Genomic DNA, 25,390 nt, shown 5'->3' with positions numbered 1-25,390 from the left:
TTGGCGGCCGGCGCCATGGCTTCGACCAAAGCGTGAGAAGCCGCCTTCGCCGCTGCATGGTCGCGATGCGTCCGCCCCCCGTTGATGCAGCCGCGATTTCCGTGTCTTTGAGCCAGGCCGGGCTATCAGCCGGCCCTGATATCGCTGGGCCGGGGCCTCGGCGCATGACGCGGGGCCATAACAATCACAATGACCGCCACCGGGCAGACCACAGCCACCGAGACCTCCGGCCACAACTGGATTGCCAACCAGCCTTATCTGCTGCTCAGCATCACCGCGCTGTGCTGGGCCGGCAATGCCATCGTCGGGCGGCTGGCCGCCGGCCACATCCCGCCGGTGACACTGTCGTTCCTGCGCTGGACCTTCGCCTTCCTGCTGGTGCTGCCGTTCGCCTGGAAGCACCTCGCTCAGGACTGGCCCGCGATCCGGGGGCGGCTCGGCCTGATGATCACGCTCTCGATCACCGGCATCGGCGCCTTCAACACGCTGCAATATTGGGCGCTGGAGCACACTCAGGCCCTCAACACGCTCTTGCTGCAGTCGGCCGCACCACTGATCGTGGCGCTGTGGTCGCTGGCCATCCTCGGCGTCCGCCTCACCGCAGGCCAGGCGTTCGGCGTGCTGCTGTCGATGTGCGGCGTGCTGACCATCCTGCTGCATGGCGATTTCACCGCGCTGTCGAACATCGCGTTCAACAAGGGCGACCTCATCTTCATCGGCGCGCTGATCATCTTCGCGCTGTATTCGGTGCTGACCCTGAAGCGGCCGCCGATGCACGGCCTGTCGTTCCTCGCCTTCACCTTCGGCGCCGGCGCGGCCTGTCTCATTCCGCTGGAGATCTGGGAGCTCTCAGCGCGGCCCGTGATGAAGCTCGACGGGCCGAACCTCTTGACGCTGTTCTATGTCGCGGTGTTCCCCTCGACGCTCGCCTATCTCTGCTTCAATCGCGGCGTCCGCCTGATCGGCGCCAACCGCGCCGCGCCGTTCTTTCACGTCGTGCCGGTGTTCGGCTCGATCATGGCGATGGCGTTCCTCGGCGAGCACCCGCAGGCGTTCCACTTCATCGGATTTGCGCTGGTGCTGTCGGGCGTGTTCGTGGCGTCAAGGAAGCAGACGACGTAAGGTCGCCCTCAGATATAGCGCGCGGCGCCCATGCAGAGCGCGGTGATGCCGAGCAGCCCCGCCGCCACGCGCTGCGCGGTTGCAATGCGCGAACGCACGCCCTGGAGATCGCCGGTGCCACGACGCAAGGTGATGACCGCGCGAGGGCCGATCGCCGCCTGAACGCCGACGGCGATCAAGGCGCACGCCGCGCCAAGCGCCAGCACCTGCTCCGTCGTGCCGAAGCTGCCGGCATGAACGAGATGGCCGAGATAGCCTCCGGTCACGATTGCGATCATGGCTGCGCCAAGCTGTGGAAAGACGAGTTGCTCCCCGCCGGCACCGCCGGTGCGCGCCAGTGCGAAGCTTGATCCCGCCCAGAACACGGACGACAAGACATGAAGCGACAGGGCGATCACGAGGGCAGTCTGCATGGCAAGCTCCGGCTTTCCAATTTTGATATACATATTGTATAGTCAATTTATGGACACCGCAAGGCCGTGACGAAGCGCAACTACGTCAGCCCGGCGAGGGCCTCCGCGGCCGCGGAGACACGCGCGCGCGTCATCGCGGCGGGCGCGCGTCTGTTGCGCAAGGATGCCGGCATCGCGAACTTCTCCCTCGACGTCGTGGCGAAGGCGGCCGGCGTCACGCGGCTCACCGTCTACAACCAGTTCGGATCGCGGGGCGGCTTGCTGGAAGCCGTGTTCGACCACATTGCCCGCGAGGGCGGCCTGTTCGAACTGGCCGAGGTGATGACGACGGCGGACCCACGGGCCGCACTCGACCGGGTGGTCGCGATCTTCTGTCGGTTCTGGTCGCACGATCCTGCCATTGGCGGGCTCAACCAGGCGATCGCAACCGATCCCGAATTCGGCGACTCGCTGCGCGGACGCAACGAGCGCCGGCGCGAACTGCTGGCTGCGCTGTTGCCGCGGATCGTCGGCAAGCAGGCAGCAAAGGGCGCCGTGCAGGATGCGGTCGATCTGATCTTCGTGCTGACGAGCTATCCGACCTTTGCATCGCTGAGCCGGCAGCGATCGGTGGACGAGGTCTGCCGCCTGTTGCAGAAGACTTGTCGTGACGCCGTGGATGCGGTGGTGGAGCCGAAGAAATGAGGGCCGAGCGTACAGATATCGTAGGGTGGGCAAAGCGAAGCGTGCCCACGTTCTTTGGTAAAAATTGAGAGGTGGTGGGCACGGCGCAAGTGCGCCTTTGCCCACCCTACGATTTCGGACTCGCGGAGACAGAAGCTACTTCGTCTTGAACTTGCTGTAGGCCTCGCTGGTCGCGATGATGACGTGCTCGGCGCAGGCGCTGACGCGGTGCGGGTCGGCTTCACGCTCGTAGGCCTCCGACGTCATCATGTCCAGGAACGCCGCGACGGTCGGATAATAGACCAGCGCGACGAAATCCCACGCATTGCCCGCATGCGGGCCGAGCGCGATCGCCTTGGCCTCGCCGGTCCACAGCAGCGTGCCGCCGCGCGCCTTGATCATCGGCACCGTCACCGCGCTGTAGCGGAGATAAGCATCCCACCCCGAACCGTCGCCGTCGCGCGAGCGCACGTGGAAACGCATCAGGTTCAGCATCACCACGGGCACGTTCCGGTCGAGCCGCTCCAGGCCTTCGATGTTCAACATATTAACCGCCAATGACACCTCCTCAGCTGGTGCGCGCATTGTAGCATTGCGGCGGCGTGACTTGTGTCATGACGGCGATCCGGCGCAAGCTCGTATCGAACGCCCATGACGATTGCTTCGCCCGCGCCACCGGCCGCCAATCCGGCCAGCTGGCTCAACAACCAGCCTTACCTGCTGCTCAGCCTGAGCTCGCTGTTCTGGGCCGGCAACATCGTGCTCGCGCGCCATGTCGGTGCGCATGTGCCGCCGCTGACGGTGACCACGATCCGCTGGTTCGGCGTGTTCCTGATCCTGCTGCCATTCGCCTGGCCGCATCTGAAGCGCGACTGGCCCGCTTTGCGCGCGAGCCTTCCCTTAATGCTGTTCCTGTCGCTGGTCGGCTTTGCCTTCAACAACGCGATCTCGTACTGGGCGATGCAGTACACGGAGGCGCTGAACGCGCTGCTGATTCAGTCGGCAGGTCCCCTGTTCGTGGCGCTGTGGTCGCTGGTGCTGTTCGGCGTGCGGCTGACCGGCGGACAGCTCGCCGGCATCGCGATCTCGCTGCTCGGCGTGCTGATCATCATCCTGCGCGGCGATCTCGCCGCGCTCGCCGGCATCAGCTTCAACAGGGGCGACCTCATGTTCGCCTCCTCGCTGGTGGCGTTCGGACTCTATTCCGCCTTCATCCCGCGCCGGCCGAAGATCCACCAGCTCTCCTTTCTCTCCTTCACCACCTGCTGCGGCGCGACGATGCTGCTGCCGGCCGCCATCTGGGAGACCTGGAGCGGCAGCGTGTTGCAATTCGACACCGTGACGCTGGCGACGTTGGGCTACATCCTGATCTTCCCCTCGACGCTTGCCTATCTCTTCTTCAACCGCGGCGTCGCGCTGATCGGCCCGAACCGCGCCGCGCCGTTCTTCCATCTGGTGCCGGTGTTCGGTTCGGCGATGGCGATCCTGCTGCTCGGCGAGAAGCTGCAGCCGTTTCATCTGATCGGCTACGCGCTGGTGCTTGCCGGCGTCGTGATCGCCTCGCGGCAGGGTTCTGCGGTGAAGTAATTCCGCGCCGCGGGCGACAACTCCCGCCTTCCGATTTGAGCGAAGAGAAGCTAGGTTCCCCGCCAACCAAAAAAGAGGGAACGTCTGGACATGCTGTCATCACTCATCCGGGCCCTGCGCATCGCCGGCGCGGCTCTGTTTTGCCTCGCCGCCGCATCCGCCGCGCAGGCCGATACCTGGCCGAGCCGCAACATCACGCTGGTGCTGCCGTTCGCGGCCGGCAGCGGCACCGACACCACGACGCGGCTGATCTCGCAGCATTTGTCGCAGGCGCTCGGCGTCGGCATCGTGATCGAGAACAAGGCCGGTGCCAACGGCATGATCGCCGCGACCTATGTCGCGCGCGCCGCGCCCGACGGCTACACGCTGCTGGTGACGACCAACACCACGCATTCGGCCAATCCCTATCTGCTCAAGAGCCTGACCTACGATCCCGTCAAGGATTTCACGCCGATCGCGCGGACCGGCGATCTGCCCTTCATGCTGGTGATCCACCCCGACGTGCCGGCCAAGACGGTCGCCGAGCTCGTCGCCTACGGCAAGGCCAATCCGGGCAAGCTGAGTTACGCCTCGGGCTCGTCCTCGGCGATCGTGTCGGGTGCGACCTTTGCGCACAATGCCGGGCTCGACCTCTTGCACGTGCCCTACAAGAGCTCGCCGCCGGCGCTCAACGACGTCATGGGCGGCCGCGTCTCGATGATGTTCGTGGACATCCTCACCGGCCTGCCCCACGTCCAGGGCAACGCGCTGCGCGCGCTCGCCGTCACCACCAAGGAGCGCACGCCGCTGATCCCGAGCCTGCCCTCGATGCAGGAGGCCGGCGTGCCTGATTTCGACATCTCCTCCTGGCAGGGCTATTTCGGCCCCGCCGGCATGCCCAGGGAGATCGTGACGCGGCTCAATGCCGAGATCCGCAAGATCGTCGAGAAGCCGGAGATCAAGGCCCAGCTTGCCATCCTCGGCATGGACGCGTTCTCCGGCACGCCGGAGGAGCTCGGCACGTTCGTGAACGAGCAGCTGGTGCTGTGGGAGCGGCTGATCCGGGACGCGGGGATCGAGAAGCAGTAGCGTTCTAGAAAGGTGTCATCGCCCGCGAAAGCGGGCGATCCAGTATTCCGAGACGGCAGTGATTGACCCGACGGGCCGCGGCGTACTGGATGCCCCGCCTTCGCGGGGCATGACAGCTGACAAAGTTCAAAAAGAAAAGGTGGGCACGACGCTTCGCGTCTTTGCCCACCCTACGAATTCAGTGCAAGAACTTACGCCGCGCGGACCTTGGCGAGGAAGCCGTCCACCGCGCTGCGCAGCGCGCCGGACTGGTGATCCAGCTCGCGGGCGTTGGTGAGCACGTCGGTGGCCGCCGTGCCGGTCGCCTCCGCAGCCGAGGTGACGCTGCCGATATGGGCGTTGATCTCGCTCGAGCCGGCCGCGACCGACTGGATGTTGCGGGCGATCTCGCGGGTGGCTTCGCCCTGCTGCTCGATCGAGGCGGAGATGCCGGCGGTGATCTCGCTCATCTCGGCAATCGTCTGCGTGATGCCGGTGATGGCCGCGACCGCGTCGCTGGTCGAGGTCTGCATCGCCGCCACCTGCGCCGAGATCTCCTCGGTCGCCTTCGCGGTCTGGTTGGCGAGCGCCTTGACCTCGGAGGCGACGACGGCGAAGCCGCGGCCGGATTCACCGGCGCGCGCCGCCTCGATGGTGGCGTTGAGCGCGAGCAGGTTGGTCTGCGCCGCGATCGAATGGATCAGCTTGACGACCTCGCCGATCTTCTCGGCGCCGGAGGAGAGCACCTGGACGGTGGCGTTGGTGCGCTCGGCGTCGTTGACGGCCTTGCTCGCCACCTCGGTCGAGCGGGTGACCTGGCGGGAGATTTCCGCAACCGAGCTCGACAGCTCTTCCGCGGCGGCGGCAACCGTGCCGACATTGCCGGAGGCCTTCGACGAGGCCGCGCCGACGGTGGCCGCTCGCGAGGAGGCATCGCTCGCGGTCGCGGTCATCGACTGCGCCGTCGACTGCATGCCCGCCGCGGCCGAGGAGACCGAGCGGACGATGCCGTTGACGCTGCGTTCGAAGTCGTTGGCGATTCCCTCCATCGCGCTGCGACGTTCCGCCGCGGCACGTTCCTTGGCGTCCGCCTCGGTCTTCTCGAGGTCGCGGATGCGCACTGCGTTGTCCTTGAAGATCTGGACGGTGGACGCCATCGCGCCGACCTCGTCGCCGCGGCCGACGCCGGGGATATCACCCTCGAGCTTGCCGTCGGCGAGATCCTTCATGCGGGCGCCGAGCAGAGCGAGCGGACGGCTGATGCTGCGGCCGATCATCCAGGCGACGCTGCCGGCGACGATGACGATGCCGAGCATGGCGAAGCCGAGCATCCAGTAGACCGGCCCCATCTTGGCATCGATGTCCTTGAGATAGGCGCCGGTGCCGAGATACATGTCGAAACCGGGAACGGCCACGGCATAGCCGATCTTGCGGATTGGCTTCTCCTGGCCGGGCTTCACATATTCATAATGCAGCAGGATCGAGCCGTTGGCCTTGACGCCGTCCATCAGCTCGACGGACAGCTTGCGACCGTTGGTCACGACGTCCATGCGGTTGGTGCCGATCTGCTTCGGATCGGGCGCGAGCTGCGTGATGCCGTCATAGGACGTGCCGAACAGATAGCCGGCGCCGTTGTCGTAGGTCATCGCGTTGCCGTAGCGGCGAAGCTCGGCCATGGCCGCGTCCTTCGTCATCTCGCCGGCGTCGACGCGCTTCTTCAGCGCGGCCGCATAATTGCGTCCGAGATCGACGATCGATTTGGTCTGCTCGATACGGGCGCTCAGCATCTCCTGCTTCATCAGGTACCCGGCCAGAACGCCGGAGATGCACAGACCGAACAGGGTGACGCCGACAAGGATGCCCAGCTTGGGGGCGATCTTCAGATTGCTCAACTTCACGGGATGGCTCCGGCGAGAAAGGGATACGGCACGCGAGTGAATCGATACAAATTGAATCAACTTTTAGTGTGAGACCCCTTAGCAAGTTACTTACGTGCCTCCGTAGAAGCCCGGAACATGCCGCTGAAATCGGCAAAAATCCTCGCAACGGACAACCGGGAATTGTACGCGCTCGCATCGATTTCGCGTAAAAGACGCAAAGGCCCGCTCAAGAAGGCCGGGTCGCAACAAGAACCGACAAACCAAATCGGGAGCAAGACATGCCGAAATACAGGGTGGTGACGCCGAAGGGCGCGAGCTTCACGGTCGCGGGCAGCGATTATTCCTACGAGCGCGAGGCGCTCGATCCGATCGACGCCGAGATCGTCGAGGCCCCCGCCAACGAGGCCGAGTTCATCGCCGCCGCGAAGACCGCCGACGCCATCTATGCCAAGGGCATCCCGATCACCAAGTCGATCATCGACGCGCTGGACAATTGCAAGGTCATCACGCTCGGCTCGGTCGGCGTCGACAGCGTCGACGTCAAGGCCGCCACCGCCCGTGGCATTCCCGTCACCAACATCCCCGACACCTTCATCGAGGAGGTCGCCGACCACGCCATGATGCTGCTGCTCGCGGGGTTCCGCCGTCTGGTCGAGCAGGACCGCATGGTGCGCGACGGCCGCTGGGCCGAGGGCCGGCCGGCGCTCCTGAAGATTCCGCGGCTGATGGGCCAGACGCTCGGCTTCGTCTCGTTCGGCCGCGTCGCCCGTGCGGTTGCGAAACGCGCAGCGCCGTTCGGCCTGCGCATGATGGCCTACGATCCCTTCATCCAGGAGACGCTGATGTACGACCACGGCGTCATCCCGGCGACGCTGAACGAGGTGCTGTCGCAATCCGACTTCGTCTCGATGCACGCTCCGGCAAGGCCCGAGGTGCATCACATGCTGACCGAGAAGCACTTTCGGCAGATGAAGAAGGGCTCGATCTTCATCAACACCGGCCGCGGCGCCACGGTCGACGAGGAGAGCCTGATCAAGGCGCTGCAGGAGGGCTGGATCGCGCACGCCGCGCTCGACGTGCTGGAGAAGGAACCGCCCTCGCACAACAACCCGATCCTCAGCATGGAGAACGTGACCCTGACCGCCCATGTCGCCTCGGCCTCGGCACGGTTCGACGAGGCGCGCAAGCGCCGCGTGGGCTACGAATTGTCACTGGTGCTTCAGGGCATGTGGCCGGTAAGCTGTGTCAATCCGTCGGTGCTGCAAGACACCGCGCTCCGCCGCTGGCAGCCCGTCAGCATGGATCGCGGACCCAACAGCTAGGCGGACGGCGCGCAAAGGCGCCACAGACGGAAGAGACCCTTCACCGGCGATCAACGCCGGGAAGGGACGACAACAGGGAGGAACTGATGAGGAACGACCTTACACGTCGTGACGCCTTGGCGCTGGGCCTGTCCGCCGCAACGCTTGCTGCCACCGGTGCTGCAGCGCAAACACAGCCATCCACTATCAAAGCTGCCGATGTTCCGGCACCCAAGCTCGAGATCGAGAAAGGCGCGTCGCTACGCATGCTGCGCCCGGTGCGCTTCGTCCAGGCCGACGAGGACGTGTTCCGCGCCAACGCGGCGAAATTCACCAAGGAGACAGGCGTCGAGGTCAAGGTCGACTTCGTCGGCTGGGAGGACATCAACCAGCAGACCGCGGTGACCTCGAATTCCGGCGCCGGCCCCGACATCATCATCGGCTTCTCCGACGCGCCGCACATCTATATCGACAAGCTGATCGAGCTCACCGACGTCGCCGACTATCTCGGCAAGAAATATGGCGGCTGGCAGAACCTGGCGAAGGCCTATGGCAAGAAGGCCAAGAGCGATACCTGGATCGGGCTCCCGTTCGGCGCCACCGCAGGTCCCCTGATCTATCGCAAGTCGATCCTCAAATCCGTCGGGTTCGACAAGCCGCCGGAAGACCATGCCGGGCTCCTGGATCTCTGCAGGAAGCTGCACAAGGCCGGCAAGCCTGCCGGCTTTGCGCTCGGCAACGCCGTCGGCGACGGCAACGGCTTTGCCGACTGGATGATGTGGTCGCACAACGCCGCGCTGCTGGACGAGGACGGCAACGTCACCATCAACAGCAAGGAAACCATCGCGGCGCTGAACTACGTCAAGGAGCTCTTTCCGAACTTCATCGCCGGCACGCCGTCCTGGAACGACGTCAGCAACAACCGCGCCTATTCCTCGCAGGAAATCGCGCTCACCGCGAACGGCGTCTCGCTGTATTTCTCGCTGAAGAACGATCCGGCGACCGCTGCCATCGCCGAAGACTCCGAGCATCAGTTGCTGCCGAAAGGTCTTGCGCCGAGGTCGCCGATGTCGGGACTGACGCTGAACGCGATGGTGTTCAAGCACAGCCCCTATCCCAACGCGGCAAAGGCCTTCCTGCAATTCATGCTGGAGAAGGACCAGTATGAGCCGTGGCTCAACGCCAACAGCGGTTACTGGTCGCAACCGCTCGCGGCCTATGCCGATGCGGCGGTGTGGAAGGGCGATCCCAAGGTCGCGATCTTCAAGGACACCATGAACAGCACCTATTACGCCGGCTACAAGGGTCCGATCTCGACCGCCACCGGCGCTGTTCGCGCGGACTATGTGACGGTGCAGATGTTCGCCTCGGTCGCAACCGGGGCGGCGACACCGGAAGCTGCGGCCGCGGAAGCCGAGCAGCGCTGCAAGCGGTACTTCCGGCGGCAGGGCCGGTAGTGCCGTACGACAAGGCAACCGCTTTTGCGAGAAGCAAAGTGACGAAGCAATCCAGACTGTAGCTACGGCGACAGACTGGATTGCGTCGCTTCGCTCGCAATGACGGTGTGGTGATCTTCAACGACAGGACAACGACCTGATGTCCGTGACCACCCTTCACTCTTCCGCCCTCGCGCAGCGGCAGCCGTCCTGGCTGGTGCGGCTTTTCGACTACAAGCCGTTCCTAATCGTGATGTGCCTTGCGCCCGCGATCGGGCTGCTGGCGGTGTTCCTGACCTATCCGCTCGGCCTCGGCATCTGGCTCGCCTTCACCGACACCACGATCGGCAAGCGCGGCATCTTCATCGGGCTGGAGAACTTCCAGTACCTGCTCACCGATCCCCTGTGGTGGAACGCGGTGTTCTACAGCGTGTTCTACACGGCGGTGGCGACCTTCGGGAAGTTCGCACTCGGCTTCTGGCTCGCGCTGCTGCTCAACAACCATTTTCCGTTCAAGAGCCTCTTGCGCGCCATCGTGCTCCTGCCCTGGATCGTGCCGACGGTGCTGTCGGCGCTGGCGTTCTGGTGGATCTACGATCCGCAATTCTCGATCATCTCCTATCTGCTGGTCGACGTGCTGCACTGGCGATCGAGCAATATCGACTTTCTCGGCTCGCCCTGGCCGGCGCGGTTCTCGCTGATCGCCGCCAACATCTGGCGCGGCATTCCCTTCGTCGCGATCTCGCTGCTGGCGGGCCTCCAGACCATCTCGCCCTCGCTCTACGAGGCCGCGATGCTCGACGGCGCCAGCGCCTGGCAGCGCTTCCGCTACATCACCTTCCCGATGATGATGCCGATCCTCGCCATCGTCATGACCTTCTCGATCATCTTCACCTTCACCGACTTCCAGCTGGTCTACGCCATCACCCGCGGTGGCCCGGTCAACTCGACCCATCTGCTCGCGACGCTGGCGTTCCAGCGCGGCATCGCCGGCGGCGAGCTCGGCGAAGGCGCCGCGATCGCGGTGTCGATGATCCCGTTCCTGGTGTTCGCGACGGTGTTCTCCTATTTCGGCCTGGCGCGCCGCAAATGGCAGCAGGGAGAGAGCAATGACTGATACCGTCGCGCAAGGCTCTGCCGTCGCCAAGGCCGCTCCCGACACCATGGCCTGGGATTCCGGGCTGCGGCGGCTGATGATGATCTACCTGCCGCTCGGCTGCTTCGTGCTGATCCTGCTGTTTCCGTTCTACTGGATGGCGATCACCTCGTTCAAGCCGAACGCGGAGCTGCTCAACTACAAGGACCATAATCCGTTCTGGATCTCCTCGCCGACGCTGGCGCATATCAAGCACCTCTTGTTCAACACCTCCTACCCGCGCTGGCTGAAGACGACGATGCTGGTCGCGGTCGGCTCGACCACGCTGTCGCTGGTCGCGAGCACGCTCGCCGCCTATGCGATCGAGCGCCTGCGCTTCCGCGGCAGTCCCTATGTCGGCCTTGGCATCTATCTCGCCTATCTCGTGCCGCCGTCGATCCTGTTCATTCCGCTGGCCACCGTCGTGGTGCAGTTCGGCCTGTTCGACTCGCCGCTTGCCCTGATCCTGGTCTATCCGACCTTCCTGGTGCCGTTCTGCACCTGGCTGCTGATCGGCTATTTCAAGTCGATCCCCTACGAGCTCGAGGAATGCGCGCTGGTCGACGGCGCCACGCGGCTGCAGATCCTGCGCCGGATCACGCTGCCGCTCGCCGTGCCCGGCCTGATTTCGGCCGGCATCTTCTCCTTCACGCTGTCCTGGAACGAGTTCATCTACGCGCTCGCCTTCATCCAGAGTGGCGCCAACAAGACCGTACCGGTCGCGATCCTGACCGAGCTGGTCACCGGCGACGTCTACCAATGGGGCGCGCTGATGGCGGGCTCGCTGCTCGGCTCGCTGCCGGTCGCGATCTTCTACTCGCTGTTCGTGGATTATTACGTGTCCTCGCTGACCGGTGCGGTAAAGGAGTAAACCGCGGCTGCGCAGGAACGCATTCGATCGTGCAATCCTGATAGACGGCGGTATCCAATACTGGCACCATTGATCGTCGCTTGAGAAGGCGAGGATTGCATGGGACCGCAAAAGCTCCACTCCTTGTCGCGTCGCGGCTTTTGCATGTGTTGCCTCGGCGGCGCGGCGTTCGCCGCCGGTGCCGGATGGCTCACGCCGCGGCAGGCCTTCGCGGAAGCCCGCGGCATCGTCAGCCTGATCAAGGACAGCGCGGCAAAGGCTGTAATCACGACCTACAAGCTGCGCGGCAATGTCAGCGTGCTCGAAGGATCCGGCGGCAACATCGCGGTCCTCACCGGACCCGACGGCAAGCTCCTGGTCGATGCCGGCATCGGCGTCTCTCGCCCGCAGCTCAGCAAGGCGCTGGCCGAGCTCGGCAGCGAGCCGGTCGCGCGACTGATCAATACGCATTGGCACTTCGACCACGCCGACGGCAATGAATGGCTGCATGCCGCAGGCGCGAAGATCATCGCCCACGAAAATACCCGCAAGCATCTCGCCAGCATCCAGCGCGTCGAGGACTGGGACTACGTCTTCCTGCCGTCACCGTCAGACGCTGTGCCGGTCGACGTTTTCACCAAGAACCAGGATCTGACATTCAACGGCGCGTCGCTCGCGCTGAGATATTACGGGCCTGCGCATACCGATAGCGATATCTCCGTGATGTTCACCGAGGCCAACATCCTTCATGTCGGCGATACCTACTGGAACGGCATCTATCCGTTTATCGACTATTCGACCGGTGGCGGCATCAACGGCATGATTGCGGCGTCGGACGCCAATCTGGCAGTGGCCAAAGACGACACCATCATCATTCCCGGTCACGGCAAGCCCGTCAGCAACAAGGCCGAACTGCAGGAATTCCGCGACATGCTGGTCGCGATCCGGGACAATGTCGGCAATCTCAAGCAACAGGGAAAAACGCGTGACGAGGCCGTTGCCGCCAAGCCGACCGCCGCGTTCGACGCGAAATGGGGCCAGTTCGTCATCGATCCCGGCTTCTTCACCCGACTGGTCTATGAAGGCGTGTAGAGATGGCCACGATGGCGCGCCGCGCGCTCGTTGCGACCGACTGTTACAGCCCATCGCGCGCCGCGCGGTAAGGGAGTAAACGCGCGCTGCGGCGTTTGGTCCGGCTTCACAAAACTGCAATATGCGATCCGCATAAGGCGTCGTCCGCTAACAGGAGACGCACATGCGCGCGACCTTTCTTGCTTCCGTCGCAACGATCATTCTCACCGCGAGCACCGCGCTCGCCCAGAACGAGGGCGAATTCCCGGCCAAGCTCGCCGGCCACGTGGTCATGCCGGCCGAGTCGTTCATCGACGCGCCGGCCGATGCGCCCGCCGACCTCAAGACCTCCGGCAAGTACACCACCGGCAAGCGCGTCGACGCGCTCGGCACCGTGATGGGCAAGTCCTATGAGCGTCCGACCGGCGTCTCGCTGCCGTTCAAGGGCCAGCCTCTCCAGGGCCATTCCGGCATCAAGCACATGGCCGACGGCAGCTACTGGGTGATCACCGACAACGGCATGGGGGCGCGCGCCAACTCGCCGGACTCGATGCTGTACCTGAACCGCTACAAGATGGATTGGGCCAGCGGCAAGATCGAGCGCCAGGAGACCGTCTTCCTGCACGATCCCGACAAGAAGGTGCCGTTCCGCATCGTGCATGAGGACACCCAGAAGCGTTACCTGACCGGCTCCGACTTTGACACCGAAGGTTTCCAGATCATCGGCGACGTCTTCTGGATCGGCGACGAGTTCGGCCCCTACATCCTGAAGGCGGACAAGACCGGCAAGATCCTCGGCGTGTTCGAGACGGTTGCCGACGGCAAGCCGGTGCGCTCGCCCGACAATTGGGCGGTGGCAACGCCGGGCGCGCCGGGCCAGACCTACACCAACGTCAATCTGCGCCGCTCCAAGGGCTATGAGGGCTTCGCGTCCTCGAAGGACGGCAAGTTCCTCTACGGCCTGCTCGAGGGGCCGCTGTGGGATGCCGAGAAGAAGGACTGGGAGAAGGTCGACGGCAAGGAAGCCTCCCGCATCCTCGAATTCGACGTCGCTGCCGAGAAGTTCACCGGCCGCTACTGGCAATATGTGTTCGAGCAGAACGGCAACGCCATCGGCGACTTCAACATGATCGACCCGACGGCCGGCCTGATCATCGAACGTGACAATGGCGAAGGCACCGCCGACAAGGCCTGCCCGCAAGGCCAGCGCGGCGAGAACTGCTTCCCTGACATCGCCAAGTTCAAGCGCATCTACAAGATCGAGCTCTCCGACGCCAATGTCGGCAAGCCCGTGCGCAAGATCGGCTATATCGACCTGTTGAAGATCCAGGACCCCGACAAGAAGGCGAGGAAGCCGCTCAACGACGGCGTCTACACCTTCCCGTTCTTCACCATTGAGAACGTCGATCGCGTCGACGACACCCATATCATCGTCGGCAACGACAACAATCTGCCGTTCTCGTCCAGCCGCGATCCCAACAAGGCCGACGACGACGAATTCATGCTGCTCGAAGTCGCCGATTTCCTGAAGGCGAAGTAAGGCACTACCCTGCTCCTCTCCCGCTAGGCGCGGGAGAGGAGCTTACCGACAGTCACCTAGTACCCGAACGCCACGCCGATGCTGATCGGGACCGTCGCATAGGTGATCTCGGGCGGGACCGGCGGAAACGGCTGCGCCTGGCGCAACATCGCCATGGCCTGGGCGTCGAGGACCGCGACGCCAGACGAGCCACCGAGACGGCTGGACAAGACCTGCCCACCACGGCCAAGGGTGAAGCTCAGCCTGGCCACGCCCTTCTGGCCATTGGCGCTTGCCGGATATTGGTGGAAGCGCATCAGGTGCGCGCGAACCCGTTGATTGTAGGTTGCGATCGCCGAAGCGACCGAGCCCGCATTGACGGCTGATGCCATCGGAGCTTCGCGCTCGGCGCGCGGTGGTGCGCTGGCGCGCGGCGCGGGCGTCGCATCCGATGGCTTCCTTGCGTCGGGGCGAACCACCTTGGGTTTCGCCGGCAACGGCTTCTCGACAGGCACAACTTTCGCCGGCTCCGGCTTCGGCGGAACCGGCTCGATCTTCGTTTCCGGCGGCGCAACCACGTCCGGCTTTTCCTGCGGCGGCGTCGGCGGAATCATCTCCTCGACGGTCTGCTGCTGCATCGGCTCCGGCGGCGACGCATCCGCCTGCTGCATCAGCGGCCCAGGCGCGATGTCCAGCGGCGTCGACTGCGGCGCCGACGTCTCCGGCGTCATGTCGATCAGAATGGCCGGCAGGCTGACGCCCTGCTCCGGCTGCGACCTGATCCAGTTCATCGCGATCAGCGCGGCGGCGACATGCAACGCCACGATCACCGCAGCCGATGCTCCCCACCGCGCGGTTTCGCGCTCCTGAAGCGGCACATGCAGGGCAAAGGCGTTTGCGGCGGCCATCAGCTGCGTCCGTCGAGGCCGACCAGAGCGACCTTGAGATAGCCGGCATTGCGCAAGGTGTTCATCACCTCCATTAGGTCGCCATAACTCACGGCCTTGTCGGCGCGGAGATAAATGCGCTCGTCCTTGCGTCCCTTGGTGGCGGCCTCGAGCGCCGCAGCGAGACCCTCGCGGGCCATGGTGTCCTCGCCGACGGCGACGGTCAGGTCCGGCTTCACCGTCACGAAGGTCGGCTTGTCCGGCCGCGGCTGCGGCTCGGCGGCGGTTGCCGGCAGCTCGACGCCGATGTCGACGGTGGCGAGCGGGGCCGCCACCATGAAGATGATCAAGAGCACCAGCATCACGTCGATGAACGGCGTGACGTTGATCTCATGGGTGACGTCGAGATCGCCGGGGTCGCCGCGCCTCAGCGACGATCCGGTGCGCGCGCCGAGCTTCGCAGCCATGGCCCTACTCCGCCGCCCGAGCCAAACGGAATTCCCGGTGGTCGCGCTGCCGGCTGACCAGCAGCATCAGCTGCGCCGAGGCGTCCCCAAGCAGCGCGCGGTAGTTGGCGATGCCTCGGACGAGATGATTGTAGATCACCACGGCGGGAATCGCGGCGACGAGGCCGAGCGCGGTGGCGAGCAGCGCCTCCGCGATGCCGGGCGCGACCACCGCAAGGCTGGTGGTGTGGCTCTCGGAAATGCCGATGAAGGAATTCATGATGCCCCAGACGGTACCGAACAGGCCGACGAACGGCGCGATGGCGCCGATGGTCGCAAGCACGCCGGTGCCGCGCGCGATTTGCCTCGACATCGCCGCCTCGACCCGCTCCAGCCGCAGCGCGACGCGCTCCTGAAGGCCGTCGTCGAGGACGCCGCCGGAGAGCTCCGCCTCTTTTGCGCAGGACTGGATCAGCTGGGCGACCGCGTCATGCGCATCGCCGGCCCGTTCGGCGGCCTCCGCCAGCCTGATATTGCCTTCGAGCGCGCGCGTGCGCCACAGGGCCAGCGCGCCCTTGCGGCGCAGCTCGATGCTCTTGGCGAGCCAAACCGTCCACGTCACCAGCGAGGCGACGGCCAGCCCCACCATCACCGTCTTCACGACGATGTCGGCACCGAGGAACATGCCCCAGGGCGACAGATTGCGCGGCAGCAGCGCCTCGTCGATCGCGAAGGCCGGTGCCGGCGCAAGCGCCAGCGCGATTGTTACGATCATTTGCCGAAGCCTGGACATGCCCTGCATCCTGATCTCCCGTGGATAGAAAGAGGCTACGCCGCGATGCGGTCCGCAAGCTGCCGGAACCGCGCGAGCTGATCGCCTCGCAGCGCCCGCGTCTCGTCGCGGCCGACGAACACCTTGAACATGATGCCGCCGTCGGCATTGACGAATGCGACGAAGGCAGAGGTCTTGCCCATGAAGGGACGCTCGACGAAGGCGACGCCGGCGCAGCGCTCGTGGCGGAGATGGCCGTGCAGGCCCTTCGGCTGCATCAGGTTGAAATAGCCGCGGCCGATCTCGCCCGCGGGAATGCTGCCCGTGAACTCGAAGATCGCATCATCGGTGTGGACGATCAGCGTGACCTCGCCCCACTCCGCAATGTCCTGCATGGCGGCGGCAAAATGCTCGCCGCTGCCGATGCGCACCATGGAGGACGGCAGCGCCTCGATCACCGCACGCGGCGTGACCGTGCGCTCACGCGCAACGTCCTCGATCACCGCGCCGGGGTTTTCGACCATACACGCCTTGAGCTCGGCGAGATCGGTGCTCAGCATGTTCGGCTCCTCATCAAGCTGGCCGCTACTCAAGCGGCCGCATTCGCCTTGCGTTCGGTCATGATGACCTCGAAGCCTTCGAACTTGGGATGGCCAAGATAGAGGCTCTCGCCGGTCTTGTTGTCGGCGCGGGCATGGGCGCGCCGGAATTCCTCCGAGCGCGTCCAGGCCTCGAACGCCGCCTTGTCGACCCAGACAGTGTGCGAGGAGTACAGCGTGTGGTCCTCAAGCACAGGCCCCTTGAGCAGATGGAATTCAACAAAGCCGGCCATGCTGCCGAGATAGGATTCGCGGGTGCGCCACACGGTCTCGAACGCGGCTTCCGAGCCGAGCTTCACCTGAAAGCGATTCATGGCGATGAACATAAAAGTCTCTCCTTGTTATCAAGACGAAAACGCGCCGAAGCCGCGCTGGAGCATCAGCGCGGCCCGGCGGATATTTATGGTGTTGCGGCGCCTCTGGGCTCACGCACCTCCGAAGTGGATCTTCAGGCCGGCCTTGTAGACCCTGCCCGGTCCAGGGCTGGTCCACAGCACGTCGTTCTGCGACGTGCCGTCGGTCGAACTGCCGGGAATGGCGTAAGGCCGGTAGTACTGGTTCAGGAGATTGTCGATCGAGGCCGAGAACACGATGTCCTTGGTCGCTGCGTAAGTCATGTAGAGGTTGATCAGATCGTAGCCGGTCGAAGGCACATAGCCGGCGGGGATGTCGTTGTTCGGACCGTAGGACGCCCACTGCGCCGACAGCACCAGGCTGCGGTCGAGCAGGCGGACACCGCCGGTCGTCACGACCTTGGTCGGGGTGATGGTAGCGAGCCCGATATTGGTCTGGACGTTCTTGCCCTTGATGTAGTGACCAGCGACGCCGATGAACCAGTCGCCGGCATCGTACATGGTCTCCGCCTCGAAACCCTCGATGCGGGCATTGGCGATGTTCTGGTACTGGTAGTACTGGCTGAACGAGCCGAACGGCGGCACCGGGACCGGCGCCGAGGCGACGAGATCGATGTAGTCGCTGACGTCGTTGCGGAACAGATTGATCTTGCCGCGGAACGAGTCGGATGCGGTGAAGATGTTGTCGTACTTCAGGTTGAAGCCGACTTCCTTGTTCTTGCCGACCTCGGGGCGAAGGTTCGGGTTGGGCAGGAAGCAGAACAGGCCACTTGTGCCATCCGGACAGGGGAAGAAGGCCGGGCTGCCACCGGTGGCATGCGCGCCGGAGATCACGGTCTCGGTGATCGAGGGCGCGCGATAGCCTTCGGCATAGCTGACATAGGGCTGGAAGCCCGCGACCGGCGTGACGCCGAGCGTGATCTTCGGCGAGAAGCGGTCGCCGCCGGTATTGGTCGTGCCCGACTGCAGATTGTAGCGGTCATAGCGGATCGCGCTCACCGCCTCGAACCACGTGCTGTAGTTCTGCTTGAGCTGCAGGAAGCCGCCCGACACGGTGCGGATGCCGCTCGGCGTCGTGATGTTGGAGTTGCCGCGGCTGTCGGTCGTGATCACGTCGTCCTGGAACGCATCGACCCCGTAGGTCACGGCATTGCGCCAGTCACCGACGTTGAAGCGCGTGGTGTTGTTGGCGTCGAAGCCGACCGTGTTCAGCGTGTAGCCGCGCTTGTCGCCGACGCAGCCCGAGATGTTGTTGCCGAAATTGCCGGCGCCGCAAAAGGCCGCGCCCGCGGTCGAATAGTGATAAGTCTTGGTCTGATCCTGATCGGTGCGGTTGCCATAGACCGACACGTGCGAGTCGAACAGATTGTCGCTCGGCAGCGAGTAGTTCCAGGTCAGCGTGCCGGTGTAGTTCTTGACGTCGGACGCATAGACCGACGAGCCCTGGAAGAGCGCGCGCTGGGCCGCGGTCGCCACCGGGCCGGTGTTGAACTGGCCGATATTGTATTGATAGTCCTGGAAGGTGGCGCCGAACTTGACCTCGTGACCGAGCGCGGGGCGCACCGTGAGCTTCAGCAACCCGGCTTCGACCTGGTTGCCGGTGTTGCCGATCTCGGTGCCGTTGCCGTCCTTGTAATTGCCCTGCGTGCGGTAGACCGCGCCGCCGAAGATGTCGACGTCGGGCGTCGCGCGCACGCCGCCGAACACCGAGCCGAGGCCGCGCGCATTGTTGGTGCCGTAGGAGCCGGAGAGATCGACGCCCCAGCGCTCGCCGGGACGCAGCACGTCGTTGATGTCCTTGGTGCGGAACGAGACCAGGCCGCCGATAGCACCCGAGCCGTAGATGTTGGCGGTCGGGCCGCGCACGACGTCGACGCCGCCGATCAATTCAGGATCGAGGAAGAACGAGCCGTTGGCGTTGTGGCCGGTGCGCTGGAAGTTCTGCCGCGCGCCGTCAACGACGACGGCAACGCGGCCGAAATCCTGCAAGCCACGGATGTTGATGACGGTCGCGGGATCATCGCCGCGCTCCTGGAACGACACGCCGGGCACGGCATAGAAGATATCCGACAGCCGGTTCGGCTGAAGCCCCTGGATCTGGTCGAGCGAGATCGAGCTGACCGGCGCGAGCGCATCGATCGCGCGCTCCTTGGTCTTCGTTGCGGCGACAGTAATGGTATCGAGCACCTGAACCGGCGCCGTGCCGCCGGCCTGGGCGCGGGCGTTCAAGGCCTCGGGGGTTGCCTGCTGCGCAACTTGCGGCTTGGACGGCTTGCGCTTGGCCTGCTTCGGTGACGCGTTTTCAGTCTGCGCCAATGCGGTCTGCGCAAAGCCGCTTGCCGGCATCACCGCCGCCATTGAAACCACCGACGCGCCCAAAATCAGGGCGCGCGAATACCTAGCCCCGTCAGCCATATCAGCCCCAGCCTGCACTTCACTTCAGTTTTTGGAGTCGTTTGGCTGGCGTGCGTTCGCAAAGCGAACGACTGGCTGGCTGATTTTCTCGAGTCGCGGACCTGCTGTCCGCTGTCACAATTGGTTACGTGGCAACACTCAGGCGGTCAATGACATCAGGTTGCAGTTTATATCGATTGTAAATTGCGGCCGTTGGAATGCGCTTCGCGCCGCTTATACAACAGGCAGCACTCAAGCATTCGAAAGCGCATCACACGACCATGTCGGCAGCGTCCGGAGACAATAGCGGCGATGCGGCAGGGCCGACCCAAAGCCCTTCTGCAACAACGAGAACCCTCACCATGCGAGGGAGCCGGATCGACAGCCGCGAGCTGTTTGCGGCGGAGCGCGAGATCATCATCGCCCATGGCGAGGACAGCTATCGCCTTCGTCTGACCTCGCAGAACAAGCTGATCCTGACGAAGTAGATCGCAATGACATTTTGTCGCACCCTCGCAAACCTCCTGCTGTCAGGCGCGATCGCGCTCGCCTCCTCAGCGCACGCCGCCGGTATCACGGTGCATGATGCACGCAATCGCGATGTTGCGGTTACCGATGATGCGCGCACGGTCTCGATCGGCGGCGCCATCACCGAGATTCTCTACGCGCTCGGGCTGGAGAGCCGGCTGGTCGGCGTCGACACCACGAGCCTCTATCCGGCGGCGGCGCTGCACGACAAACCCAATGTCGGCTACATGCGCCAGATCTCGGCCGAGGGCGTGCTCGGGCTCAATCCGACGCTGATCCTTGCGATCCAGGGCTCAGGGCCGCGCGAGACAATGGACATCCTGGAGACCGCGAAGGTGCCGCTGGTGCTGGTGCCGGAAACCTTCTCCGAAGAAGGATTGCTCGAGAAGATCAAGCTGGTCGGCCACGCCATGGGCGTCGATGCCCGCGCCGAGTGCCTCAGCGCCGCAGTCGGCGCCGATCTCGCCCAGCTTCGCACACTGCGCGCCAAGGTGACCAAGCCGGTCCGCGTAATGTTCGTGATGTCGCTCCAGAACGGGCGAGCGATGGTTGCCGGTCACAAGACCGCGGCCGACGAGATCATCCAGCTCGCGGGCGCTGCCAATGCGGTCGACGATTACGACGGCTACAAGATCATCGGCGACGAGGCGATCGTGGCAGCCAAGCCCGATGTCGTCCTCTCGATCGAACGCGGCAAGGATTCGCTCCAGGCCGATGCGGTCTATGCCCATCCCGGCTTCGCGCTGACGCCGGTCGCCGCCAACAAGAGCTTTATCACCATGGACGGGCTCTATCTGCTCGGCTTCGGGCCGCGTACGGCGGCGGCGGCGCGTGATCTCTCCGTCAAACTCTATCCGACATTGGCCGAGGGCGGCGCGTTCACGTCGGCTTTGTCGGCGGCGAATTGCCGCCAATGAGCGTGGCGTTCGGAGCGGACGCGCGGAGCTCGCGACGGGCTGGTGCGGGCCGCCGGTTCACGACGGCCGCGATCCCCCTCCTTCTCGCCGTGCTGGTCGTCACCGCAGTTGTTGCGCTGACGGTCGGCGCGGCCGGCATTCCCCTCTCCCGTCTGCCGGCGGCGCTCGGCTTTGCCGGCAGCACACCCGCCGATGCCATGACCGCGCGCGACCAGCTCGTGCTATGGTCGATCCGCATTCCCCGGATTGCGGCAACCGCGATGGTCGGCGGCCTGCTCGCGGCGGCCGGCGCAATCATGCAGGGCCTGTTCCGCAATCCGCTCGCCGATCCCGCGCTGGTCGGCGTCTCCAGCGGCGGGGCGCTGGCGGCCGCAAGCGCGATCGTATTCACGGACTCGCGCTTCGGCGAGACGCTGCGCTTCCTCCAGGCCGAGCTGTTGCCGCTCGCGGCCTTCGCGGGATCGCTGGCAACGACCGCGATCCTCTACGGCATCTCCAGCCGCGCTGGACGAACCTCGATCGCGATCTTCCTCTTGGCCGGCGTCGCCATCACCGCGATCACCAATGCCGGCATCGGGCTCTTGGTGTTCATCGCCGACGACCGGCAATTGCGCGACATCACGTTCTGGCTGCTGGGCTCCATGAGCGGCGCGACCTGGACCAAGGCCGCCGTGCTCGCGCCGGTCCTCGTCGTCGGGCTGGCCGCCTGCGCGTTCATCGCGCGCGGTCTCGATTTGCTGGTGCTCGGCGAGGCCGACGCCTTTCACGGCGGCGTCGATGTCGAGCGTCTCAAGAAAATCTCGATCGTGATGGTCTCCGCCATGACCGGTGTCGCGGTGTCGATCAGCGGCGTGATCGGCTTCGTCGGCATCGTGGTGCCGCATCTCCTTCGCCTCGTGATCGGGCCGGCGCACCGCCTGCTGCTGCCCGCCTCGGTGCTGCTCGGCGCGATCCTGATGGTCGGTGCCGACACGCTGGCGCGCACCATCGTGGCGCCGGCGGAGATGCCGATCGGCATATTGACCGCGGCGGTCGGCGCACCGGTCTTCCTCGGCATCCTGCTGCGGCAGCGCGGGCTCGCCTCGCTATGAGCGCCGTGATAGAGGCGCGCTCTCTCAGCAAGCGCACCGGCCGCGCAACGCTGCTCGATAACGTCGGCCTGACGGTTACGGCCGGCGAGATGGTCGCCATCATCGGCCCGAACGGCGCCGGCAAATCGACCTTGCTGAGGCTGCTCTCCGGCGATCTACGCCCGAGCGCGGGCGAGGTGCTGATGAAGCAGCGCGACATCAGCAGCTACACGCCGCGTGAGCTTGCGGGGCGCCGCGCGATGCTGTCCCAGCACATCAACGTCACCTTCCCCTTCGCGGTCGAGGAGATCGTGCTGATGGGCGCGGGCGAGCGCAGCGCGCGCGAGGCCGGCGCGCTCGTCGATGCTGCCCTGGACGAGGTGGGTCTTGCGCATTTCCGCGACCGGCAATTGCCGACGCTGTCGGGCGGCGAGCAGCAGCGCGCCCATTTCGCCCGCGTGCTGGTGCAGCTCGCCTGCGGCGAGGCCGAGCACGGGCCAGGACTTCTATTGCTGGACGAGCCGACCTCGAGCCTCGACCTGCGCCATCAGATCGACCTCGTCGAAGCAGCGCGCCGCCGCGCGGCTGGTGGCACCGCCGTGATCGCGATCCTGCACGACCTCAACCTCGCGATCCGCTTTGCCGACCGGCTGATCGTGCTGAACGGCGGCCGGCTTGCCGCCGACGGCCTGCGCAGCGAGATCGTCACGCGCGAGATCATCCACGACATTTTCGAGATCGATGCCGTCGTGCGCAGGGACGACGACGGCGTGCCTTATGTATTGCCGCAGTCGATGCGGGCGATTGAGACCGGAATTTAGCCAATCCTGCTTCTGCAAGGGCGGTGCGCTCCCTTCCCCGCTAGCGGGAGAAGGAGCGCCCCTTCCTTCGCGGCTAGCACCCTACCCCGCCGGCGCGATCACCATGCCTTTGTCCTTCGGCCAGCGGACGCGCCAGGCGAAGTTGATATCCTTGACTTCGTCGGGCTTGGCGTCGAACGACCATTCCAGCACGCCGCGCTTGTCGCGGATGTTGCTTGCGGTCGGCGGCGTGGTCGCGGGCAGCATCTCGACGACGATGTCCTCGTTCTCGCTGACCGGCAGCTGATCCTCGATCGCCACGCGAATCGGGAAGTCGTGGCCGTTGCGGATCGTCGTCTTGAACGAACGCTCGTCGGTCTTCGACGTCGTCACGAGCAGGCCGGCCGAGCCTTCGTTGCGCTTGAGCACGGCACGCTCGATTCTAACCTTGTCGTCGGCGCCGAAGCCGAGCCGCACGATGTCGTCCTTGGCAGAGGCAGAGAGCTTGCCGCGGCCGACAAAAACGCCGTCGCGATAGATCGCGACCTTGCCCGGCAAAAGCGCCGTGTCGTCGGTCTGCTTGAAGCTGGCTTCGAGGAATGCGGTAGGATCCGCCACCGGCGCGGCGCGCACCGCGAGATCGGCCGGCACCGTCATCGAAGCGATGCGCAGGCTCTTGGCACCCTCGGTGGCGCCGAGACTGACCCGGCCGGGAATCTTGAAGGTGGCCTGGAAGCCACCGATCTCGGCGGTTGCCTCTAGCTCCCCAAAGGTCGTTCCTCCACCAAAGCGGAACTGCTGGACCCGATCGGCTTGCGCAGGCTCAGCCGGCGGAGGTGCCATTGCGGAGCGCACCGGTGCGCTCTCCGACAATTTGCCGGCCAACGGCTTCGGCACCTGCGGATATTGCGCAACGAGCGAAGTTAGCTCCGGCGCGCTACCGCCACGGCCGAGGCGGACCGTGGAAACGCCAAGCGCAACGTTCGACCAGTCCTCGCCGGTCGATTGCGTGACCTCGGCGCGGCGGACCAGTTCGAGCTGCGGCTTGCGATCCTTCGCGCCGGTGTCGAGCCGGGCGTCGTAGAGCGGCAACCAGCGCGCATTGCGCACGGTATAGGTCACCCGCAGCGTCGCCTTGGTCGCAGCCGTCGCGGCAATGTCCATGCGCACCTCGAGCTTGCTCGGCGGCTTGGCATTGCGTTCCACCTCGAGCTGGGCGATCTGCCGATCGAGCTCGCGTATCTTGCGCGTGGCCTCGCGGCTGGCGGTATCGGCGCTGGCGATTTCCTCGCCGACCGCGGCAAAGGCCGCGCGCCACTCGGCGATCGGCCGCGCCTCGCCCTTCTCGCCGATGCCCACGGGAGACGCCTCCGCAAAATGTTCGGCGAACTTGCGCCGCGCGGCGGCCGATTCAATCGCGCCTTGCAAATCGTCGCGCTGGTCGTTCAAGGCCTCGATGCGTTTTTCCAGCTCGGGCAGGTTGACCGGCGCCGCGCGTGGTGTTCGCGCGTCGATGGCGCCAATGGTGATTTTTGCGCCCGCTTCGCCTTCGACGCGGAGCGAGGACGGATCGAGCGAAAGTGGAAAGTCCCTGGCGACCAGCGTTGAATCACCGGAAGCGAGGTCCAGCGCGATGACACGGGTGACCGTAGCGCCATCCGGATACACGGTAACGGCGTCGATGGCCGATGTGGCGTCCACATCGGCGGCCCATGAATGCGACGCGAACGCCGCGGTCACCAGAACCAGGCTCGTCGTTGCCAAACATCTTGCGGTGATGCGCATGAATTCCTCTCTGCCGGTATCGCCGCGCCGCCAGCCGGACGCGCGCGATCAAATGCCTCGCCAACATGGTTGGACGCGGCAGCGAAGGAACCGGTTCGATTGAGGTTTCCATGGGGCGCGCCTGCGGCCGCACCATGGCCGCGGAACAAGTCATTGCCCCGCGGCGGAAGGCCATCAGGCCTGAGCGGACGAGCCCTGGCCGAAGATGCGGCGGAGCAGATCGGTCACGTTCTTCGCGCCGGCCTTCTTCAAGATGCTGGCGCGATAGCCCTCGATCGTCCGCGCACTCAGATGCATGCGCCGGGCGATCTCCTTGTTGGTGAGGCCGGCGGCGAGATGCTCGAGCACGTCGCCCTCACGCCCGGTCAGGGGCTCGCAGCCCGGCAGCCAGCGCTGGCGGTTCGAGGCAGGCTGGCCGAACTCGTCGATGGCGGCATCGATCCGGCCGACGATGTCATGGGTGCGAAATGGCTTTTCGATGAAGTCGGCCGCGCCGCTCTTGATGGCGTCGACCGCCATGGAAATGCTGCCGTTCGCCGAGGTCACCAGCACCGGCGCCATGCAGTTTTCCTCGCGCAGGCGCTTGAGCACGTCGAGGGCGGAGCGATCCGGCGGCATCTCCAGGAGCACGCAGGCCGGCATCCGCGCCTTGGCTTCCGACAGCAGCGATGCGCCATCGGCAAAGCAGATCACGTCATACGCGCTCTGCTGGAGCGCGTTGGCAAGTTGTTCGCGGGAGGCGGCGTCGGTGTCGATGACGAATACCTCACCCTTGGAAAGCATGTTCCCAGGCATAATCCCGATCCAGCAATGTC

At 65.0% G+C, this 25,390-nt stretch carries 25 protein-coding genes; 14 read left to right on the top strand and 11 right to left on the bottom strand.

What is annotated here, in order from left to right; genetic code table 11:
• The first annotated feature begins 189 nt into the window (after positions 1-189).
• Positions 190-1,122 carry a DMT family transporter gene (locus WN72_RS07360; RefSeq protein WP_092216816.1) on the top strand — a complete coding sequence of 311 codons (933 nt, stop codon included), beginning with the start codon at positions 190-192 and terminating at the stop codon, positions 1,120-1,122.
• Between the two features lie 8 nt (positions 1,123-1,130).
• On the opposite strand, the gene WN72_RS07355 is transcribed toward WN72_RS07360, so the two are convergent.
• Positions 1,131-1,535, bottom strand: a complete 405-nt coding sequence (locus WN72_RS07355; RefSeq protein ID WP_027560978.1) for a hypothetical protein — start codon at positions 1,533-1,535, stop codon at positions 1,131-1,133.
• 66 nt (positions 1,536-1,601) lie between these two features.
• On the opposite strand from WN72_RS07355, the gene WN72_RS07350 reads away from it, so the two are divergent.
• Positions 1,602-2,219 (top strand): TetR/AcrR family transcriptional regulator, encoded by a 618-nt coding sequence (locus WN72_RS07350; RefSeq protein ID WP_092216817.1) that lies wholly within the window; start codon positions 1,602-1,604, stop codon positions 2,217-2,219.
• A 135-nt stretch (positions 2,220-2,354) separates the two neighbouring features.
• Here WN72_RS07350 and WN72_RS07345 read toward each other — a convergent pair whose 3' ends face one another.
• Positions 2,355-2,744, bottom strand: a complete 390-nt coding sequence (locus tag WN72_RS07345) for a DUF1330 domain-containing protein (protein ID WP_194482991.1) — start codon at positions 2,742-2,744, stop codon at positions 2,355-2,357.
• 105 nt (positions 2,745-2,849) lie between these two features.
• On the opposite strand from WN72_RS07345, the gene WN72_RS07340 reads away from it, so the two are divergent.
• Both WN72_RS07340 and WN72_RS07335 read left to right on the top strand, forming a co-directional pair.
• Positions 2,850-3,785 (top strand): DMT family transporter, encoded by a 936-nt coding sequence (locus WN72_RS07340; protein WP_092216818.1) that lies wholly within the window; start codon positions 2,850-2,852, stop codon positions 3,783-3,785.
• A gap of 90 nt (positions 3,786-3,875) precedes the next feature.
• Positions 3,876-4,853 (top strand): Bug family tripartite tricarboxylate transporter substrate binding protein, encoded by a 978-nt coding sequence (locus WN72_RS07335; RefSeq protein WP_092216819.1) that lies wholly within the window; start codon positions 3,876-3,878, stop codon positions 4,851-4,853.
• Between the two features lie 191 nt (positions 4,854-5,044).
• Here the strand turns inward: WN72_RS07335 and WN72_RS07330 are convergent, their stop codons facing one another.
• On the bottom strand, positions 5,045-6,730 hold the full coding sequence (locus WN72_RS07330; RefSeq protein ID WP_092216820.1) for a methyl-accepting chemotaxis protein: 1,686 nt from the start codon (positions 6,728-6,730) through the stop codon (positions 5,045-5,047).
• 260 nt (positions 6,731-6,990) lie between these two features.
• On the opposite strand from WN72_RS07330, the gene WN72_RS07325 reads away from it, so the two are divergent.
• The 6 genes from WN72_RS07325 (at position 6,991) to WN72_RS07300 (ending at position 14,045) form a co-directional block, all read left to right on the top strand.
• On the top strand, positions 6,991-8,034 hold the full coding sequence (locus WN72_RS07325; RefSeq protein ID WP_027560984.1) for a C-terminal binding protein: 1,044 nt from the start codon (positions 6,991-6,993) through the stop codon (positions 8,032-8,034).
• Positions 8,035-8,120: 86 nt separating this feature from the next.
• The gene (locus WN72_RS07320) at positions 8,121-9,470 is read left to right on the top strand and encodes an ABC transporter substrate-binding protein (RefSeq protein ID WP_027560985.1); all 1,350 of its coding nucleotides are present in this window, start codon (positions 8,121-8,123) and stop codon (positions 9,468-9,470) included.
• Between the two features lie 139 nt (positions 9,471-9,609).
• Positions 9,610-10,566 carry a carbohydrate ABC transporter permease gene (locus tag WN72_RS07315; RefSeq protein WP_027560986.1) on the top strand — a complete coding sequence of 319 codons (957 nt, stop codon included), beginning with the start codon at positions 9,610-9,612 and terminating at the stop codon, positions 10,564-10,566.
• Positions 10,559-11,455 (top strand): carbohydrate ABC transporter permease, encoded by an 897-nt coding sequence (locus WN72_RS07310; protein WP_027560987.1) that lies wholly within the window; start codon positions 10,559-10,561, stop codon positions 11,453-11,455. Before WN72_RS07315 ends, WN72_RS07310 begins: the two co-directional genes overlap by 8 nt.
• A 99-nt stretch (positions 11,456-11,554) precedes the next feature.
• Entirely contained in the window at positions 11,555-12,526 is a 972-nt protein-coding gene (locus WN72_RS07305) for an MBL fold metallo-hydrolase (protein ID WP_027560988.1), read from the top strand.
• 163 nt (positions 12,527-12,689) lie between these two features.
• The gene (locus tag WN72_RS07300; protein ID WP_027560989.1) at positions 12,690-14,045 is read left to right on the top strand and encodes an esterase-like activity of phytase family protein; all 1,356 of its coding nucleotides are present in this window, start codon (positions 12,690-12,692) and stop codon (positions 14,043-14,045) included.
• Positions 14,046-14,101: 56 nt separating this feature from the next.
• Here the strand turns inward: WN72_RS07300 and WN72_RS07295 are convergent, their stop codons facing one another.
• The 6 genes from WN72_RS07295 to WN72_RS07270 form a co-directional block, all read right to left on the bottom strand.
• On the bottom strand, positions 14,102-14,932 hold the full coding sequence (locus WN72_RS07295) for a TonB family protein (protein ID WP_092216821.1): 831 nt from the start codon (positions 14,930-14,932) through the stop codon (positions 14,102-14,104).
• Complete coding sequence (gene exbD / locus WN72_RS07290) at positions 14,932-15,378, bottom strand: TonB system transport protein ExbD (RefSeq protein ID WP_027560991.1); 447 nt, start codon at positions 15,376-15,378, stop codon at positions 14,932-14,934. Before exbD ends, WN72_RS07295 begins: the two co-directional genes overlap by 1 nt.
• Positions 15,379-15,382: 4 nt before the next feature.
• Positions 15,383-16,159, bottom strand: coding sequence for a tonB-system energizer ExbB (exbB, locus tag WN72_RS07285; RefSeq protein ID WP_027560992.1), 777 nt, complete (start codon positions 16,157-16,159; stop codon positions 15,383-15,385).
• Positions 16,160-16,185: 26 nt separating this feature from the next.
• Positions 16,186-16,689, bottom strand: a complete 504-nt coding sequence (gene hutX / locus WN72_RS07280) for a heme utilization cystosolic carrier protein HutX (protein WP_092216877.1) — start codon at positions 16,687-16,689, stop codon at positions 16,186-16,188.
• A gap of 29 nt (positions 16,690-16,718) precedes the next feature.
• A complete protein-coding gene (hmuQ, locus tag WN72_RS07275; protein WP_092216822.1) occupies positions 16,719-17,054 on the bottom strand; it encodes a heme-degrading protein HmuQ in 336 nt (111 codons plus the stop codon).
• 99 nt (positions 17,055-17,153) lie between these two features.
• Entirely contained in the window at positions 17,154-19,496 is a 2,343-nt protein-coding gene (locus tag WN72_RS07270) for a TonB-dependent hemoglobin/transferrin/lactoferrin family receptor (RefSeq protein ID WP_027560995.1), read from the bottom strand.
• Between the two features lie 260 nt (positions 19,497-19,756).
• On the opposite strand from WN72_RS07270, the gene WN72_RS46640 reads away from it, so the two are divergent.
• From WN72_RS46640 to WN72_RS07250, 4 genes are read left to right on the top strand one after another with little or no spacing between them, the layout of a single operon-like run.
• Positions 19,757-19,963, top strand: a complete 207-nt coding sequence (locus tag WN72_RS46640; protein WP_092216878.1) for a hemin uptake protein HemP — start codon at positions 19,757-19,759, stop codon at positions 19,961-19,963.
• 6 nt (positions 19,964-19,969) lie between these two features.
• Positions 19,970-20,920 (top strand): heme/hemin ABC transporter substrate-binding protein, encoded by a 951-nt coding sequence (locus tag WN72_RS07260; protein WP_027560997.1) that lies wholly within the window; start codon positions 19,970-19,972, stop codon positions 20,918-20,920.
• Complete coding sequence (locus WN72_RS07255) at positions 20,917-22,011, top strand: FecCD family ABC transporter permease (RefSeq protein WP_092216824.1); 1,095 nt, start codon at positions 20,917-20,919, stop codon at positions 22,009-22,011. Before WN72_RS07260 ends, WN72_RS07255 begins: the two co-directional genes overlap by 4 nt.
• Positions 22,008-22,811, top strand: a complete 804-nt coding sequence (locus tag WN72_RS07250) for a heme ABC transporter ATP-binding protein (protein WP_092216825.1) — start codon at positions 22,008-22,010, stop codon at positions 22,809-22,811. The genes WN72_RS07255 and WN72_RS07250 overlap by 4 nt, the downstream gene beginning before the upstream one ends.
• 81 nt (positions 22,812-22,892) lie before the next feature.
• On the opposite strand, the gene WN72_RS07245 is transcribed toward WN72_RS07250, so the two are convergent.
• On the bottom strand, positions 22,893-24,575 hold the full coding sequence (locus tag WN72_RS07245) for a mucoidy inhibitor MuiA family protein (RefSeq protein ID WP_092216826.1): 1,683 nt from the start codon (positions 24,573-24,575) through the stop codon (positions 22,893-22,895).
• Between the two features lie 174 nt (positions 24,576-24,749).
• The gene (locus WN72_RS07240) at positions 24,750-25,370 is read right to left on the bottom strand and encodes a response regulator transcription factor (protein ID WP_092216827.1); all 621 of its coding nucleotides are present in this window, start codon (positions 25,368-25,370) and stop codon (positions 24,750-24,752) included.
• Positions 25,371-25,390: the final 20 nt, after the last annotated feature.

Source organism: Bradyrhizobium arachidis, assembly GCF_015291705.1.
In the GTDB taxonomy this organism is placed as follows: domain Bacteria; phylum Pseudomonadota; class Alphaproteobacteria; order Rhizobiales; family Xanthobacteraceae; genus Bradyrhizobium; species Bradyrhizobium arachidis.
Note: the sequence above shows the minus strand (reverse complement) of the source record. Positions and strands in the feature narration are given on the sequence as shown.